This is a genomic window from Acinetobacter sp. neg1 (assembly GCF_000788125.1).
GTDB lineage: Bacteria > Pseudomonadota > Gammaproteobacteria > Pseudomonadales > Moraxellaceae > Acinetobacter > Acinetobacter vivianii.
Genome location: NZ_JSZD01000012.1, coordinates 135,205 through 152,760, shown reverse-complemented (window position 1 = coordinate 152,760; position 17,556 = coordinate 135,205). Strand labels below are relative to the sequence as shown.

Sequence of the window (17,556 nt, the reverse complement as noted above, 5' to 3'; positions counted from 1 at the left end):
TATTTGAGTTTAAATTGCTTAACAATTCATCTAAATTTGTCTTAAAAATAGCCATAAACACAATCTCTCCTAAGTTTTAATAATTCAAAACAATTCAAATTTATAATTAAATATCAATAATATGCTTTGTCAATTTTACAAGTCACTTACATTCGTACAGTCCACTTACGTTCCTACGATTGACGCTCTTGTTATTTCAATTAGACTGGGAGTTGTAACAAAACATGTAATCAACATTCATTTGGTTCATTATCTCAAAAGGGGCATAACCATGAAAAAATTAGCAATTGCATCAGCACTACTCTCTGCTTTAGCAGTAACAGGCACTGCTCATGCTTATCAAGCTGAAGTCGGTGGTTCTTATACCTATAAAGACCAAGATCGTTTTGGTGATAATGATCGTTTCAGCGTAGATGGTAAGTATTACTTTAATCCAGTACAAACACGTAATGCACCACTTGCAGAAGCAGCTTTCCTTGACCGTGCTAGCAACGTGAAAGCACAGTACGCTCATGAAGAAGATGATGCATTCAAAAACAACCAGTATGGCGCAGGTATTGAATACTTTGTTCCAAACAGTGATTTCTATTTAAGCGGTAATATTGGCCGTGAAGAAATCAAACCAAATTCTAAATATGCAACTGACGAAGACAAATTAAAAATTAACCATTACTCAGGTGAAGTTGGTTACTTACCAGCTCCAGGCTTATTAGTTGCTGCGGGTGCAAAAACTGTTGACGTAAAAGACGGCGACCGTGAAACTAGCCCAACACTTCGTGCCAAATATGTAACTCAAGTTGGTCAAAATGACGTGAACTTGGAAGCTTACACTGCTTTTGGTGACAACAAAGAAGTGAAATTAAAAGGTGATTACTTCATCGACAAAACTTTAAGCGTTGGTGTGGATTATCAAAAACTTAAGTATGACGACACAATCGTTAACTCAAATGAATGGGGTATTTCTGCGAAGAAATTCTTCAATCAACAAGTAAGTTTAGAAGGTCGTGTAGGCTTCGGTAACGATAAATCGTATATTGACAATGACTACACTTCATTCGGTCTTCGTGGTGCATACCGCTTCTAATACATGAAGCCCAGTAGCAACACACAAGAAACGCCCTGAATATTCAGGGCGTTTCTTATTGGGCCAGTTTTTTTAACAGCATCAACTTTTCTTTTGCTTATACTTTTATTCCCTCTTTAAGAATTGACGCTTTCAGATTTTTGAATACACTACAGCCCGTAACAAAATTTGTATTCTTTTTAATCGAGGGGAAGTAGCAATGAAAAAATTAAGTCTTCTTACAGCACTGATCAGTGCATGTTTTGCAATCAATGCCCATGCCTATCAGACCGAAACGAAGGGATCATATGAACGGATCAACATGGACGATGGCAAAGGAAATAGCGCTGTCGTTACAGGAAAATATTATTTTAATCCCGTACAAACCCGTAATGCACCTTTAGCAGAAGCAGCTTTTCTGGATAGAGCATCCAATATTGGCGGCGGCTATGCCTATAGCAAACTGAAAGATGACGAAGGTTTTGGTGACCTACAATTTAACATCTTAGGTCTGCAAGGTGAGTTCTATATCCCGGATTCTCAATTCTATCTGTCTGGTGCTTTACACCGTACCAATGTTAAAACAACTATTAATGGAGTGGGTTCTCACTCTGAAAATGGTCATGGCTATCATCTAGAAGCGGGTTTTCTGCCAGTTCATGGTTTATTACTTGCGGCAGGTGTTGCAGATCTGTCAGATAGTATTGATCCAATACAAATTGCTCAATATGGCTTTATGACGAATATTGCCAACTCTGCCATTGTTTCTGAAGAAAAGGATGATACTGCTATTTCCTTACGTGCCAAATATGTCACGCAAGTGGGCGGCTACTACACCAATTTTGAAGCACTCAGCTATATTGGCGATGAAACAACATATCGTTTAGGTGCAGATTTATATCTTGATCCAACTTTGAGTATCGGTATCTCATTTGCTGATTCGACGCTGAAAGATTCAGACAGTATTTTCAATATTCGTGCGCAAAAATTCCTTAATCCGCAATTTGCTGTAGGTGTCGGTTATACCACGACAGATGGTGCAGACTCATATGGTCTCAATGGAACAGCTCGTTTCTAATCACAACCTATGAATTTAAAAATCCGCTCTAATTGAGCGGATTTTTTTTATTGTTTTAAATGGGCGATTTGCAATTGCAGACTGGTATTGCCATTAAATACATTACGTTCCAACGTATAAACCAGATCGACATAACCCAACATTGGATCAAATCCAAAACGATCTTTTGCATTAAAGGCAATGGCGTCCACAGAATGCGGCCCGACAGCCAGTTTCAATTTCAGGTGCTGCTCTTTCAACCAGCGATAATCAATGACTTTGAAACGTCCTTCAAATTGCGGTAATGGAAATTTTTGTCCCCACGGCCCCAGTTGCTCGATCCAGTCCAGCGTACCTAAATGCAGATCGACATCGGTCAACTCACCGTCGGTCCACAAAGTCGCCTGAAATAAATCTTCATCCATCTCTGCAATTGACCGAGTAAATACGGTTTTGAAGGTATCAAAATTTTCTTTTTTCAGGGTCAAACCTGCTGCCGCAGCATGACCACCAAAATGACTGACCAAATGAGGATATTGTTCAGCCACCTGCTCGATGGTATCGCGGATATGAATACCTTCAATCGAACGTGCTGAACCCTTGATATGTACACCATCTTCATCAGGTGCAAACACCAGACTCGGACGATGGAACTGTTCCTTTAAGCGCCCTGCAACAATTCCAATCACACCCTGATGCCATTGTTCATCAAACATCACCAATGCGGCAGGCAAATGCGTAGTCTCCAGTTGAATATGTTGCAAGGCTTGCATCGCCTGTTGCTTCATCTCACCTTCAACCTGACGGCGCTCGATATTCAATTGATTCAATTGCTGCGCAAGTGGATAAGCCGTTTCCATGTCTGCCGCAAGCAGACATTCGATCCCGATACGCATGCTTTCCATGCGACCTGCGGCATTAATGCGAGGCCCGACAACAAAACCTAAATCTTGTGCTCGCAGACTAGCAGGATCACGCCCAGCAATATCCAGTAAAGCTAAAATACCCGCACGACATTGATGTTGCTGAATTCGCTTTAAACCAGCATCAATCAGGATACGATTGTTATAGTCCAGTGTTGCAACATCGGCGTAGGTTCCCAATGCCACCAGATCCAGATACTGCGTGACCTTGCTGGTCGTTTTACCTTGCTGAGTACGTAAACTTGCCAATCGAGCCAGCACATAGAAGGCGACACCTACCCCAGCCAGTGCTTTACTGGAAAATTCGCAACCTAGCTGATTTGGATTCACAACCGCTTCAGCAGTTGGTGTAGGTTTAGTGGTTAAGTGGTGATCGGTAATGATCACCTGCATTCCCAATGCCTGTGCCGTTTCCACGCCTGCATGGCTGGAAATACCATTATCTACGGTGATCAAAAGATCAGGCTGATAACTTTGCTGGGCCAGTTCTGCAATTGCTGGAGTGAGTCCATAACCGTATTTAAAGCGGTCAGGCACCAGATAATCCACTTTGGCGCCCATTTCTTTTAAAACCAGCACCATCAATGCAGTACTGGTTGCCCCATCCGCATCATAATCCCCGACAATCACAATCTGTTTTTGTTGATCGATCGCCTGATCCATCAACTCAACTGCCGTCTCCAAGCCTTTTAGTGCTGGAGGTAACAAGTGTTTCAGTTTTAGTTCAAGCTCTTGTTCTGATTGCACGCCCCGTCTTGCCAGAATTTCAGCAATAAAAGCAGGCACGCCCTGAAACTGTTCAGGGCGTGTAATTAAAGGTCTTTTTTGAATTTGAATCTGCGTCATTTATGGCATCAAACGTTGTAGGGCCCAGTGATCATTTTGTTTTTCATAACTCAAACGATCATGTAAGCGATTTGGTCGCCCCTGCCAGAACTCATAATAATCAGCTTCTAAGCGGTAACCGCCCCAAAACTCAGGTTTATCCAGTTCAGCTTGGGCTTGGCTCTGTAATTCTTGAAAGCGTTGTTGCAGTACTTCACGACTCTCAATCACGCCACTCTGTGGTGTGCTGATATGCGCTGCGATCTGGCTATCACGCGGACGTTTATGGTAATAGTCAGTCGATTCCTGTTCAGAAATCTTTACGACTTTGCCGCCAATCCGTACCTGACGTTCCAGACTAGGCCAGTAAAATAACAATTCAGCATAAGGATTTTCAGCAAGATCCAAGCCTTTCTGACTGTCATAATTGGTATAAAAGTCATAACCCGCTTCTGTCGCGCCACGCAACAAAACCGTACGCACATGCGGGCGGCCTTGTGCATTTGCTGTTGCTAAAGACATGGCATAAGGTTCATGCAAATTCGCTGCAAGGGCATGATTAAACCAGTTTAAAAACTGCAAGTGAGGCTGCTCACTCACTTGGGTTTCATGTAATTCACCTTGCTCGTAACTTAAACGTAATTCACTCAGGTCTTTAATCACATCATTCATGCTGGAACTCTCTTAAGCAGCTTGGGCGTGAGCACGTACCGCATCAGCCAAATGATTGGCCAGTGCTTCAACTTCTTGTTGCTGATCGCCTTCCACCATGACACGAATAACAGGCTCTGTACCTGACTTACGAATCAACAGTCGACCACGGCCTTTCAGTTGCTGCTCTGCTTTTTCAAATTCTGCAACCAGTGCAGGAATCGAGTATGGATCAATCATATCCTGTAAACGGACATTCACCAAAACTTGCGGGAACAGTTCAAAACCTGCAACCAGCTCATGTAGAGCCTTACCTTGTTCAACCATTACGGTTAAGACCTGAAGCGCAGCAATGATCGCATCACCAGTAGTACTCTTATCCAGCGTTAAAATATGGCCTGAAGGCTCACCACCTGTCACCCAGTTGTTTTCTTCTAACGCCTGTAACACATAACGGTCACCCACTTTGGCACGGACAAAGCCAACTTCAGCCTTTTGTAAGGCAAGTTCCAGTGCCATGTTGCTCATCACAGTGCCGACAACACCTGCTGGCTTGTGGCTTGCCTGTGTCGCAAGGATATACAGGATATGGTCACCATCAACCAATTGACCATTTTTATCAACCATCACCACACGATCTGCATCACCATCAAACGCAATACCAAGATCCGCCTGATGTTCGATCACTGCTTTTTGCAATTGTTCAGGATGGGTTGAACCACAGTTTTCATTAATATTTAAACCGTCTGGCTCATTAAACAGTGGGATAACTTTCGCACCTAATTCACGGAATACTGATGGGCCTACGCTATAAGCAGCCCCATTGGCACAATCCACCACGATTTTTAAGTTACGTAGGTCAAAATGGTATGGGAATGTCGATTTACAAAATTCGATATAACGACCATTGGCATCTTTGACACGTACGCTTTTACCTAGATTTGCTGTGTCATCAATAATCAGGTCTTTCTCTAATTCCTGATTGATCTGATCCTGAATGGCATCAGGTAATTTCTTCCCTTCGCTTGAGAAGAACTTAATCCCGTTATCGAAATATGGGTTATGTGAAGCTGAGATCACGATACCTGCATGCGCATGTAGTGCACGCGTTAAATGTGCGATCGCTGGTGTCGGCAAAGGCCCCAACAGATGCACATAAACACCTGCCGCATTTAAACCCGCCTGTAATGCAGCTTCCAGAATATAACCAGATAAACGTGTATCTTTCCCTAATACAACTATCGGCTTACTCTTAGGACTATTTCTTTTTAATACTGTTCCTGCGGCAAAACCTAGTTTTAATGCGAACTCTGGGGTAATTGGCATTTGTCCAAACTTGCCTCGAATTCCGTCAGTACCAAAATAGCTCATGTTTTACTCACTTTCTTATCTTTTATATGGCCTGTAACCATATCTTTCTTCATCTTGTTCACTTTACACCAAAACAAAAAAAACCGTCAGTGTACTGACGGTTTTTCGATCGGCAAAATTACCAAAAATCAACCAACTCGATAGTTTGGCGCTTCCTTGGTAATAGTCACGTCATGCACATGCGATTCAGACATACCTGCTGAAGTAATTTTGACAAATTTCGCATTTTGACGAAGATCTTCAATCACAGATGAACCCGTATAACCCATTGATGAACGTAAACCGCCCATCATTTGGTGTACGATGTTACCCATTGGACCTTTATATGGAACTCGGCCTTCGATCCCTTCTGGTACTAATTTCTCAGCACCCGCTTTAGCGTCTTGGAAGTAACGGTCAGCAGAACCAGATACGCCTGCCATCGCGCCTAATGAACCCATACCACGGTATGCTTTGTAGTAACGGCCTTGGAAGAATTCAACTTCACCAGGGGCTTCCTCGGTTCCAGCTAGGAGTGAACCGACCATAATCGTGCTCGCACCTGCGCCAATCGCTTTCGCCATGTCACCCGAGAAACGGATACCACCATCGGCAATCAAAGGAATCTGATCTTTCAGTGCATTGGCAACGCTATCAATGGCAGAAATCTGTGGCATACCAATACCAGCAACAATACGTGTCGTACAGATCGAACCAGGACCGATACCCACTTTAACTGCATCTGCACCTGCATCAAGCAATGCCAATGCTGCATCACCTGTTGCAATGTTTCCGCCAATCACTTGAACTTGCGGGTAGTTTGCTTTTACCCAACGTACACGTTCAATTACACCTGCTGAGTGGCCATGTGCAGTATCAACGACAATTGCATCGACACCCGCATCAACTAATGCTTCTACACGGCTTGGTGTTTCAGCACCTGTACCGACAGCAGCACCAACACGTAAACGGCCAAGATCATCTTTACAGCTGTTTGGATAGCTTTCAGCTTTACGGAAGTCAGTGACCGTAATTAAGCCTTTCAGCTCATGGTTTTCACCAATCACTAACACTTTTTCAATACGATGCTTTTGTAGCAAAGCTTGAATATTTTCTTTTGATTCGCCTTCACGAACAGTCACCAAACGGTCTTGACCGGTCATGATGTTGCTTACAGGCTGTTCAAGATTGGTTTCAAAGCGTGTATCACGTCCTGTGACAATACCCACTACTTTGCCATCTTTTACAACAGGCACACCGCTAATATTATTCGCTTGAGTGATCGCGATAAGTTCACGAACTGTTGTCTCAGGTGTCACGGTGATTGGATCTTTCACCATACCTGCTTCAAATTTTTTCACACGACGGACTTCAGCGGCTTGTGCTGCAATATCCATGTTTTTGTGCAAAATCCCCATACCACCGTTTTGCGCCATTGCAATCGCCATACGTGATTCAGTCACTGTATCCATTGCAGCAGAAACGAGAGGGATATTAAGTTGAATTCCGCGAGTTAAACGTGTCTTTAAGGAGACATCTTTTGGGAGAACAGTTGAGTAGGCAGGAAGTAATAAGACATCATCGAAGGTTAACGCTTCTTGAACGATGGTCAGCATAACAATCTCACTGGTAATTTCCGTGAGCTATTATAAACAAATTTCGATGTGATTTTCATTTTCTATGATGAAAATAATTTCAATCATTGCTTAAAAAGCTGTCTGATGGATGCTTATTGCTTCCGAATCCAATAAATCCTGTTAGCAAACCTGATCGAAATTATCATTATTTTCAGAGGACTGCTGCTCAATCGTGACCAGTGGAATCAGATTATGGGCCAGCCGTGCTTTGTTACAATGTGAATCGGCAATCTGCACTTCCTTGCAACTTGAACTCCGAAATGGATAGATGGAACAACTTACTTGCTGTCCCACTTCGCCTTGCAAGGCCACACATCTAACTTGTGCCTGATTGGTTCCCTTCATACAGGAATAGACTGCTGTAAGTGGTTCAACCATGTGCTCAGGGATTTGTTCCGCCTCGGCCCAATAGAAAGAAACACGGTAATTTGCACAGCACGCACCGCAACTGACACACGCATCTGGTGTCGCAATTTGAGACAACATTTTCTTAAGATTCTCGTTATCAAATTCAATCCTTTATCCGATGATATCCTAAGAAAATTTATTGGTGGCGACAAGAGTGCTGAATCAGCAATTTATGTATTTTTCAGTCATTCTCCAGACTTAGAATTTAGCTCATTTCAGTCGGCAAACTAAAAACATATTCATTCATCAGATCTACGCCACATTCCAGCGTTTCGATCCAGTCTAGAAATTGATTGATCATCTCTTTACCAATAAAAGCGGTCCCGTGCTGTGGCACAATCATCTCCAGATCCATCTGCCGAACCATATTGACCCACAAACGAATCACTTTATTGGAACACATATAGCGCTGATGAAAGCCTTTCATTTTTTTGATATGCGCATCAAAGTCAGCAATTGGTAAGCTGGCATCGTCAACAATCGAAGCCCCCATATCCCCTGAAAATAAAATTTTTGCAGTAGGGTCATAGAACTGAAAGTTGCCAACTGAATGCAGGAAATGTGCAGGCACGGCAACAATGGCAGATTCGCCCAAAGGAATGATTTGTCCCGTATCCGATAACTCAATCAGGCGTTCTTCCCAATTGCCTTTCATACGATCACTCATAAAAGCAGAGTTCAGATGCGGTAAAAAACGTGCCCACAGTTTAGAGGCCACGACTTTGGCATCGGTATACACCAACCAGCGTGGCATCGAAGTAATAATGTCAGGATCTTGGTGTGAGGCCATCACATAGTCCAGATTTTTCAGTTTGGTATAGCGATTCAGCTCCATGGTTAATGGCACATAGGTCAAGTCACCACCTGGATCTAAAACTGCGGCCCGATCATGGTCAATAATTAAAAACTGATTGGCCTGAATGCCTTCCCCTTTGACCAGACTGGTAAAACTGATGCATTTGTGTGTGCCATTATCAAATAATATTTGTGATGTTGTTCGTTCGAAACTCATAGCGACCCCAGAAAAATTCTTTAAATATGAAATATTTTTAATTCCATAATAAAATAATGGGATTTGATTTGGGTTTCAATCTGATATTGGATTTTTATCATGATTTATAAAACAAGACCCATCACATCTGGATGGGTCTTTAAACAATAAATGCAGGGAAAAATTAAAAGAAATAATGCTGAACCAAAGTTGAAATACCCACCACCAAGAAGATTGCGGCACCAATTTTATGAATCAGGGAGATCGGTAATTTATCTGCCAGCTTATCGCCGATAAAGACCGCAGGTGCGTTGGCAATCATCATACCAAACGTTGTTCCACACATGACCCAGAACACACTGTCAAAACGTGCCGCTAACGCCACTGTTGCAATTTGAGTTTTATCACCAATTTCAGCCAAAAAGAATAAGATGAAGGTTGCACCAAAGACGCCGAATTTCTGCCATTTATTAATGCTCTCACTTTCATCACCCAACTCATCCGGGATCAGCATCCAGATTGCCATACCGATAAAGCCGAGTGCGAGAATCCATAACAGAATTTCAGGGCTCAGGACGGTCGTAATCCATTGACCTAAGACAGCCGAAATACCGTGGTTAATGGTGGTAGCAAGCAAGATCGCAATTAAGATCGGAACGGGTTTACGGAAACGTGCAGCAAGTAATAATGCAAGCAATTGCGTTTTATCGCCCATTTCAGCAAGGGCAACAATTGATGTGGAGATGAGGAATTCATACATAGTTGAATGCTCTGGCTAGCAAAATATACCGATGACCTACCCCTCCTGCTAGCCAAAATCAAATAGATTGATGCAGAGTGGTAAATCAAAGGTCTTGCCAACAAAAGCACAGCTGAAAAGCTGTTCTTGGTTCTTTGCTATGATGACCATGTTCTGTTGAACAATTATGTTGATCATCACCTCTTTACTTTGCGTAAAGAGCGGCTACTCCCCAATGAAGTAACGCCATTCTATCAAACAATAAAATGCTTTTGAATCGTTAAGCCCAAAATTTTTGGTAACCCCAGACCAAGATACGGACAAGCCCCAGAAAAAATGCCAGATAGGCACTGAGACCAAGAAAACCAAAACTGCCCCAGCCACTTGCACCACCGACATGCTGTGCCTGATATTCCATTGCCATCACCACGGTCGCGACCAGCACTTCCAGTCCCATGACGGCGTACATGACCCAGTCCCAGGGAAAATGTAAGAAACTCACCCATAAGCCCATCAATACAAAAACAACCAGCAATAATGGCAACATTACCCGATAAATCATCAACATCCTTGCTCCTGATCTCAAAGAAATTTCTTATAGATAGAACCGTATTCTAGAGAAAAGTATTTACAAATAAAGCCACAATTTTGTCATCCTAAAAACAGAAAACCCCGCTGATGCGAGGTTTTCTAGATTCAAAAGATATTAGAGCAATAAGCTACGAATATCTTTGAGTAACTTGGTCAGCTTATTGGTAAAGCGTGCTGCATCTGCACCATTAATCACACGATGGTCATAAGACAATGACAATGGCAACATTAAGCGCGGATCAAAGTCTTTACCATTCCATACAGGCTGCATGGTTGCTGGTGAAATACCTAGAATCGCAACTTGTGGCCAGTTCACCAACGGCGTAAATGCAGTACCACCAATACTACCTAAGCTGGTAATCGTGAAGTTAGCACCTTGCAAATCTTTCGGTGACAATTTGCGGTCACGCGCTTTCTGGCTCAGTTCAGCCAGTTCTGTCGCGATTTGCTTAATTGACTTCTGGTCAGGATTACGCAGCACTGGAACAGTCAAACCATCTGGGGTCGCCACAGCAATACCCATATGAATTTCGTTACGTAACAATACTGACTTCTGATCATCAGCCAAATGGCCTGCGAAATAAGGTTCTTCTTTCAGCAAGTGCGCAACTGCTTTGGCAATAAAGGCCAAAATAGTTAAGCTCAGACCCTGCTTTTTAAAGCCGTCTTTAAGCTCTCCACGCCACGCTTCAAGCTCTGTGATATCAGCCAAATCGAACTGGGTGACTTGAGGAATAAAGTTATTCAATGACAACTGCGGTACAGATACTTGCTGTAAACGCGTCATTGCTTTCACTTCACCGCCACCAAATGCACCAAAGTCTGGCAACTTCGGTAAGCCCGAAGCCACTGGTGCTGCTTGAGCAGAAGGTGCTGGCTGCGCTGTCGTGAGACGTGCTTTTACATAAGCAAAAACATCGTCCTTCATTACGCGACCATGTTCACCTGAAGCCTTCACCTGACCAAGAATAACGCCTAATTCACGTGCTAGTTTACGCACGGCAGGGCCTGCATAAACCTTCGCATTTTCTGCTTCTTGCTCTTTGGTCAGCTTCTCAGCTTGCGCTGGCGCACTTGGTGCTGCTGTCTCTGCTGCCTGTGGTTTTGCTGGTGCTGCTTGAGCAGAAGGTGCAGCGGCTGGTTGAGCTTTTGGTGCTGCTGGAGCAGCGGCCTGACCACTCACCTCAATCGTTGCCAAAGCCACGCCTTGACGAACCTCTTGATTAGCAGAGACATGGATTGCTTTCACAATCCCTGCTACTGAGCTTGGCACTTCAACAGACGCCTTATCTGACTCAACCACGCATAGGCTTTGTTGAGCTTCAACACGATCACCGACATTGACCAAAATTTCTGAAACAAGTGCTTTTTCTACACCTAGATCTGGTACTTCAATTTCAACATTACCTGTTGAGGTATTGCTTGCAGCTGGTGCTTCTGTAGTTGCGACTGGCGCTTCTGTTTGAGCAGAGGCTGCTTGCGGTTCAGATGACGTTGCGGCGCTCGCAGTCTTGACCTGAATCAATACCACGCCTTCTTTGATGCTATCGCCTTCTTTAATCTGGATCGCTTCCACAATCCCCGCAACCGAGCTTGGTACTTCTACAGTCGCCTTGTCCGATTCAACCACAACAATACTTTGTTCAGGTTCAATCTGATCACCAACTTTGACCAATACTTCTGCAACTAACGCTTTTTCTACACCAATATCTGGAACTTTTACATCCACAACCTGGCTTGCTGTCGCTGTTGGAGCGGCAGCTGGTTGTGCTTTTGTTTCAGCTTCGACAGGTTTTGCTTCTGCTTTTGGCGCTTCCGCTTTCGGTGCTTCGTTCGCAGGGGCTTCAGCAGCAGACTCAGACTCTAGTTCGATCAATGCGACGCCTTCAGTAACTTCATCACCCTGTTTAACCAGAATACTTTTTACGATACCTGCCGCAGTGCTTGGTACTTCTACCGTTGCCTTATCTGACTCTAAAACCAGAAGACTATCGTCAACTGCAACATGGTCGCCTACTTTGACCAAGATTTCTGCAACGAGCGCTTTATCTACGCCAATATCAGGTGCTTGGATTTGCATGATTATTTCCCCTCACCTGTTTGTGTTTCATTGTATTCAGCAACGGCTTGAACTTCTGGATGCGCTTGTGGTGCCCATGCAACTGGACGATCCGTATCTAACTCAAAGTTAGAAATTGCATCTTTGACTAAACGTGCGTCTACTTCACCTTCGTCAGCGAGTTTTTTCAAAGTCGCAACCACGATATGCGCAGCATCAACACCAAAGAAACTACGTAAGTTTGCACGTGTATCTGAACGACCATAACCATCTGTACCTAATGCAACAAATGGACGACCATCTGGAAGATATGCACGGATTTGTTCGCTATACGCACGCATATGGTCTGTTGCTGAAACAACGATACCTTCTGTACCACGTAACTGTTTAGATACCCAAGACTCTTTCACTTCTTCAGTCAGTGGGTGTAAACGGTTGTATTCTTCACATGCCATACCGTCACGTGACAACTCATTGAAGCTTGTTACGCTCCAAACATTTGAGTGAATCTGGTATTCATCACGTAAGATTTTTGCAGCTTTAATCACTTCACGCAGAATAACGCCTGAACCAAGCAATTGAACCGTTGCTTTTTCATCTTTTTCGAACAAGTACATACCACGTTTAATGCCTTCCTCAGCGCCTTCTGGCATTGCAGGATGCTCGTAGTTTTCGTTCATTACGGTTAAGTAATAGAACACACGCTCTTGGTTCACATACATACGTTGTAAACCGTCATGTACGATCACAGCCAATTCATAACCAAAACATGGATCATAAGATACACAGTTTGGAATCGTGTTCGCCAAAATATGTGAATGACCATCTTGGTGCTGTAAACCTTCACCGTTCAATGTGGTACGGCCAGCTGTTGCACCCAACAAGAAACCTTGTGCCTGTGCATCGCCCGCAGCCCATGCAATGTCGCCAATACGTTGGAAACCGAACATTGAGTAGTACATGTACATCGGAATCATTGGCAAGTTATTGGTTGAATAACTGGTTGCCAACGCAGCCCAAGCGCTCATCGCACCCGCTTCGTTAATCCCTTCTTGCAACATGTGACCGTCACTTGCTTCACGGTAATGCATTAACTGTTCTTGGTCTTCTGGGGTATATTTTTGACCGTGAGCGGCATAAATACCCAACTGACGGAACATACCTTCTAAACCAAATGTACGTGCTTCATCTGGAACGATTGGAACTACGCGGTCTTTAATTGCTTTTTCTTTCAGTAAAGCAGCAATTAAACGTACCATCAGCATCGTCGTCGATTGCTCTTTACCACCAGAACCATTTAATACAGCATCAAATACAGATAATTCAGGAATCGCTAAAGTTTCACTCTCTTTACGACGTGCAGGTAGGTAACCACCTAATGCTTCACGACGCGCCTTCATGTACTTCATTTCTGGAGAGTTTTCACTTGGGCGGTAGAATGGAAGCTCTTCTAACTTATCGTCTGTAAATGGCAAGTTGAAACGGTCACGTACATATTTCAAAGAGTCGATCTGCATTTTTTTGATTTGGTGAGTTTTGTTCACCGCTTCAATTTCTTCAGATAAACCATAACCTTTAACCGTTTTCGCAAGAATAACGGTTGGTTGACCTTTGGCTTTCATTGCTTCTGCATAGGCAGCAAAAACTTTGTACGGATCATGACCACCACGGTTAAGATTGTCGATATCTTCATCGCTTAAATCTTTTACAAGTTCCGCAGCTTCTGGGTACTTGCCAAAGAATTTCTCACGTGTATATGCACCGCCTTTCACTTGATAGCGTTGATACTCACCATCAACTGTTTCATCCATAACCGCTTTTAAAGCGCCTGAGCTGTCTTTTGCAAGAAGTGGATCCCAATGACGGCCCCACACAACTTTAATGACACGCCAGCCCGCACCACGGAATAAAGACTCTAATTCTTGAATAATTTTACCGTTACCACGTACAGGACCATCTAAGCGCTGCAAGTTACAGTTCACGACCCAAATCAGGTTATCAAGCTTTTCACGACCAGCAAGTGAAATTGCACCTGTACTTTCTGGCTCATCCATCTCACCATCGCCCAGATAAGCCCAGACTTTACGATCTTCTTCTTTGATCAAGCCACGATTCATCAAATATTTTTGAATGTGCGCCTGATAAATCGACATGATTGGACCTAGGCCCATCGATACAGTAGGGAACTGCCAATAGTCTGGCATTAAATAGGGATGTGGATAGCTTGGTAAACCGTTACCGCCAACTTCACGACGGAAATTACTTAACTGTTCTTCGTTTAAACGACCTTCAAGGAAAGAGCGTGCATAAATACCAGGCGCACAGTGACCTTGGTAATAAATCATGTCGCCGCCAAAGTTATCGCTGTTTGCGCGGAAGAAATGGTTAAAACCAACGTCATACAATGTTGCAGACGATGCGAAACTTGCAAGGTGACCACCGAGGTCATCGCCCGTTTTATTCGCACGTAATACCATTGCCAAAGCATTCCAGCGAATCAATGCGCGGATACGGCGTTCCATATCCTGATCGCCAGGCATCGCTGGTTGCTCTTCAACTGAAATGGTGTTGAGGTAAGGTGTGTTTAAGCGCTGGATTGGCACATGTTTCGCAATTGCCCGTTGATAGAGTTTTTCTAGTAAGAAAGCAGCTCGTTCCGTGCCCATGTGTTGTAATACAGAATCAAATGCTTCTTGCCATTCTTGGGTTTCTTGCGCGTCAGAGTCGCCATAAAACGCCATACAATTCACCTTTTCCCTTAAGTTATTTGTCGACCCTATTTTTATCATGTTTTGCTTTATAAGGGGTATGGCCTTGGCTGAATGGAAAACGCCTTATTATTTTCTGACAAAATAGTCATTGACCGAATTGAAACAAAACACATAAAAAATCGCCAATAAAGGCGATTTTTCTGAATATTTATATACAACTGTTAACAAATTACATTAAGGCAACATTGCGAGGTAAGTTGATGGGTTTTTGCGTTGACCATCTTTCACAACTTCAAAATGTAAATGTGGGCCAGTACAACGACCCGTACAACCAACATTGGCAATATGCTCGCCTGCGCTTACACGGTCACCCGCATTCACGATTAAACGTGATGCATGTGCATAGCGAGTGATATAACCATTGCCATGATCAATTTCAACATATTGACCATAACCTGTACCCCAGCCTGATTTAGTCACGACACCAGGGCCTGTTGAATAAATTGGTGTACCTGATGGTGCAGCAAGATCCAGACCAGAGTGATGGCGAGTTGAACCGAGCAGAGTACGGTTGCCCCAAGAAGAACTCACACGTCCTTCTTGTAAAGGATGACTTACCAACCAAGAATAACCCGTGTTGGCAGAAAATGAAGGCGCATTATCCTGAGATGAAATCGCTGAACGACCGTATTTTTTCTCGATCGTCGCATTATTCAATTCAATGGTTTTTTCACGTAATTTAACCGATACATTCGAAACGGCTGGCAAATCCATATCAGCAGAATGAGTATAAGAACCTTGAGCCAAGGTTTTTGATAATTGCTCTAAACGGTCATCACCTGTTGACTGGCCAATGTTCTGGTAGTCTGCAAAAGCAACCGAAGCAGCTGAAGCAGCCAATGAAAATGCGAGTAAAATACGACGCGTATGATGCATAAAAAACCTCTTGAAACCGTCCTTCAAACGTTCCTTTATCATCTCTTCCTTGATAACAGCTGAACCAAACGCTTAAGATGGACACATTACCTCCGAGGAAGTTCTATGTCTGAGCCTAACAACGTTTTCCAACAGAAAGGACAACACATAAAAACTGGAAACTTAACGTTTCTGACAACGCAAGTTACACAATGGAAACAACTTACGAAAATTATTCAACCGTTATTGCCCCAACCAGAGCAATGGCAAGTTGTTTGTTATCAACATGGCGTTTTGATCATAACTGGTGAAAATCAGGCCATGATTAGTCAACTCAGCTATTTACAAAGCAACTATGTTGCGCAGTTAGCTCAGCTCGAAGGACTCAAGGAATTACGAAAAATCCAAGTTCGCTTAAGAAACAAAAAGGCTGTCTCTCGTGAACCCTCTCCCCCAACAAAAGCACTTACATCAGAGACCCAAGAGCAATTGCGTAGCGCCGCTGAATATGTGAGCGACCCTAAGCTTAGCCAAGCTCTACTACGTTTGGCAAGCAATAAAAAGTAAACTTCATACATTAAGTATCGAAATACATAATTATATTTTGTGACAAAATTCTCATTTTCATTTGTTATAATATAACATAGCCAATAAAAGACAAGGACTTATGTCACACTAACATAAGGAATCGGACAATCATTCTCGTTATTAAATGTTACAATTTCATAGCTGCTTGGATCATTTTGAACATTGCGTAATAACTGATTATTCAAAGCATGACCCGACTTATAGCCATCAAACTTGGCAATAATCTGATGTCCGAGCAAATACAAATCGCCTACGGCATCTAAAATCTTGTGACGGACAAACTCGTCGGCGAAGCGTAATCCTTCCTCATTGACCACACCCGTATCATCTACACCAATGGCATTATCCAGACTTGCACCCAAGGCCAGATTATTGGCTTTGAGATAATCCAGATCTTTCATGAAACCAAACGTTCGCGCTTCACTTACTTCATACACAAAGATTTCTGTCGAGAAATCAATCGTCGCTGACTGGTATTCTTTGGCAAAGGCGGGATGATCAAAATCGATGGTGAAGTTGAGCTGAAAACCTGAATGTGGCGTGAAAATCGCTTTTTTATCATCAATTAAAGCTTCAACTGGCTTTAAAATGCGGATGAACTTCTTTGGCGCATCCTGCTCTGCCAGCTCACCTTGCATGAGAAGATAGATAAACGGCCCTGCACTACCATCCATAATCGGAACTTCTGAAGCAGACACTTCGACAATCAGGTTGTCGATTCCCAATCCGGCAATCGCACTCATGACATGTTCAATGGTTCCCACTTTAATGTCGTCACGCACCAGATTTGAACACATAAATGCTTCTTGGATCAGCAAGGCATTGGCTGGGATATCCACTGGGGGATTTAAGTCGATACGGCGAAAGACAATACCTCCATCAATATGGTGTGGAACAAAATTGATCAGCACCTTTTGACCACTGTGCAAACCAATCCCGCTCGCTTTCACCACACGCTTGAGAGTACGTTGTTTCAACATGCCATACCAACTTCATTTGCAAAAACCGATATAACTTAGCATATTTTGCCATTTTAAAAAAATAAAAA

Annotated in this window: 15 protein-coding genes and 1 riboswitch; of the genes, 3 read left to right on the top strand and 12 right to left on the bottom strand. The window is 43.2% G+C overall.

The features are described from left to right. Positions 1 to 271: 271 nt before the first annotated feature. Positions 272 to 1,084 (top strand): putative porin, encoded by an 813-nt coding sequence (locus tag PJ15_RS09170; RefSeq protein WP_004776230.1) that lies wholly within the window; start codon positions 272 to 274, stop codon positions 1,082 to 1,084. A 199-nt stretch (positions 1,085 to 1,283) separates the two neighbouring features. Beyond that, positions 1,284 to 2,141: a putative porin gene (locus tag PJ15_RS09165; protein ID WP_047430056.1), complete on the top strand. Its 858-nt coding sequence runs from the start codon at positions 1,284 to 1,286 to the stop codon at positions 2,139 to 2,141. A 47-nt stretch (positions 2,142 to 2,188) separates the two neighbouring features. Here PJ15_RS09165 and recJ read toward each other — a convergent pair whose 3' ends face one another. The 11 genes from recJ to PJ15_RS09110 all read right to left on the bottom strand — a co-directional run bounded on the left by recJ (position 2,189) and on the right by PJ15_RS09110 (position 15,941). Beyond that, complete coding sequence (recJ, locus tag PJ15_RS09160) at positions 2,189 to 3,889, bottom strand: single-stranded-DNA-specific exonuclease RecJ (RefSeq protein ID WP_047430053.1); 1,701 nt, start codon at positions 3,887 to 3,889, stop codon at positions 2,189 to 2,191. Then, a complete protein-coding gene (gene pdxH, locus PJ15_RS09155) occupies positions 3,890 to 4,540 on the bottom strand; it encodes a pyridoxamine 5'-phosphate oxidase (RefSeq protein ID WP_047430051.1) in 651 nt (216 codons plus the stop codon). A 12-nt stretch (positions 4,541 to 4,552) separates the two neighbouring features. After that, positions 4,553 to 5,890, bottom strand: a complete 1,338-nt coding sequence (gene glmM, locus PJ15_RS09150; protein ID WP_047430048.1) for a phosphoglucosamine mutase — start codon at positions 5,888 to 5,890, stop codon at positions 4,553 to 4,555. Positions 5,891 to 6,018: 128 nt separating this feature from the next. Then, positions 6,019 to 7,485, bottom strand: a complete 1,467-nt coding sequence (gene guaB, locus PJ15_RS09145) for an IMP dehydrogenase (protein WP_004776237.1) — start codon at positions 7,483 to 7,485, stop codon at positions 6,019 to 6,021. A gap of 141 nt (positions 7,486 to 7,626) precedes the next feature. Further along, on the bottom strand, positions 7,627 to 7,992 hold the full coding sequence (locus PJ15_RS09140; RefSeq protein WP_047430045.1) for a YkgJ family cysteine cluster protein: 366 nt from the start codon (positions 7,990 to 7,992) through the stop codon (positions 7,627 to 7,629). Positions 7,993 to 8,119: 127 nt separating this feature from the next. Next, positions 8,120 to 8,926, bottom strand: coding sequence for an MBL fold metallo-hydrolase (locus tag PJ15_RS09135; RefSeq protein WP_047430042.1), 807 nt, complete (start codon positions 8,924 to 8,926; stop codon positions 8,120 to 8,122). A 163-nt stretch (positions 8,927 to 9,089) separates the two neighbouring features. After that, positions 9,090 to 9,665, bottom strand: a complete 576-nt coding sequence (locus PJ15_RS09130) for a TMEM165/GDT1 family protein (RefSeq protein ID WP_047430040.1) — start codon at positions 9,663 to 9,665, stop codon at positions 9,090 to 9,092. Positions 9,666 to 9,749: 84 nt separating this feature from the next. Continuing rightward, positions 9,750 to 9,890, bottom strand: a riboswitch (yybP-ykoY riboswitch). A gap of 34 nt (positions 9,891 to 9,924) precedes the next feature. Beyond that, complete coding sequence (locus PJ15_RS09125) at positions 9,925 to 10,212, bottom strand: hypothetical protein (RefSeq protein WP_047430038.1); 288 nt, start codon at positions 10,210 to 10,212, stop codon at positions 9,925 to 9,927. 138 nt (positions 10,213 to 10,350) lie between these two features. Beyond that, positions 10,351 to 12,315: a 2-oxo acid dehydrogenase subunit E2 gene (locus PJ15_RS09120; RefSeq protein ID WP_047430035.1), complete on the bottom strand. Its 1,965-nt coding sequence runs from the start codon at positions 12,313 to 12,315 to the stop codon at positions 10,351 to 10,353. A 2-nt stretch (positions 12,316 to 12,317) separates the two neighbouring features. After that, on the bottom strand, positions 12,318 to 15,035 hold the full coding sequence (gene aceE / locus PJ15_RS09115; protein ID WP_005260155.1) for a pyruvate dehydrogenase (acetyl-transferring), homodimeric type: 2,718 nt from the start codon (positions 15,033 to 15,035) through the stop codon (positions 12,318 to 12,320). Between the two features lie 204 nt (positions 15,036 to 15,239). After that, the gene (locus PJ15_RS09110) at positions 15,240 to 15,941 is read right to left on the bottom strand and encodes a M23 family metallopeptidase (protein ID WP_005260156.1); all 702 of its coding nucleotides are present in this window, start codon (positions 15,939 to 15,941) and stop codon (positions 15,240 to 15,242) included. 105 nt (positions 15,942 to 16,046) lie between these two features. Between PJ15_RS09110 and PJ15_RS09105 the strand changes: the two genes are divergently transcribed. Further along, entirely contained in the window at positions 16,047 to 16,487 is a 441-nt protein-coding gene (locus PJ15_RS09105; protein WP_004776248.1) for a DciA family protein, read from the top strand. A 98-nt stretch (positions 16,488 to 16,585) separates the two neighbouring features. On the opposite strand, the gene lpxC is transcribed toward PJ15_RS09105, so the two are convergent. Next, complete coding sequence (gene lpxC, locus PJ15_RS09100) at positions 16,586 to 17,488, bottom strand: UDP-3-O-acyl-N-acetylglucosamine deacetylase (protein ID WP_004776249.1); 903 nt, start codon at positions 17,486 to 17,488, stop codon at positions 16,586 to 16,588. Positions 17,489 to 17,556 lie beyond the last annotated feature (68 nt).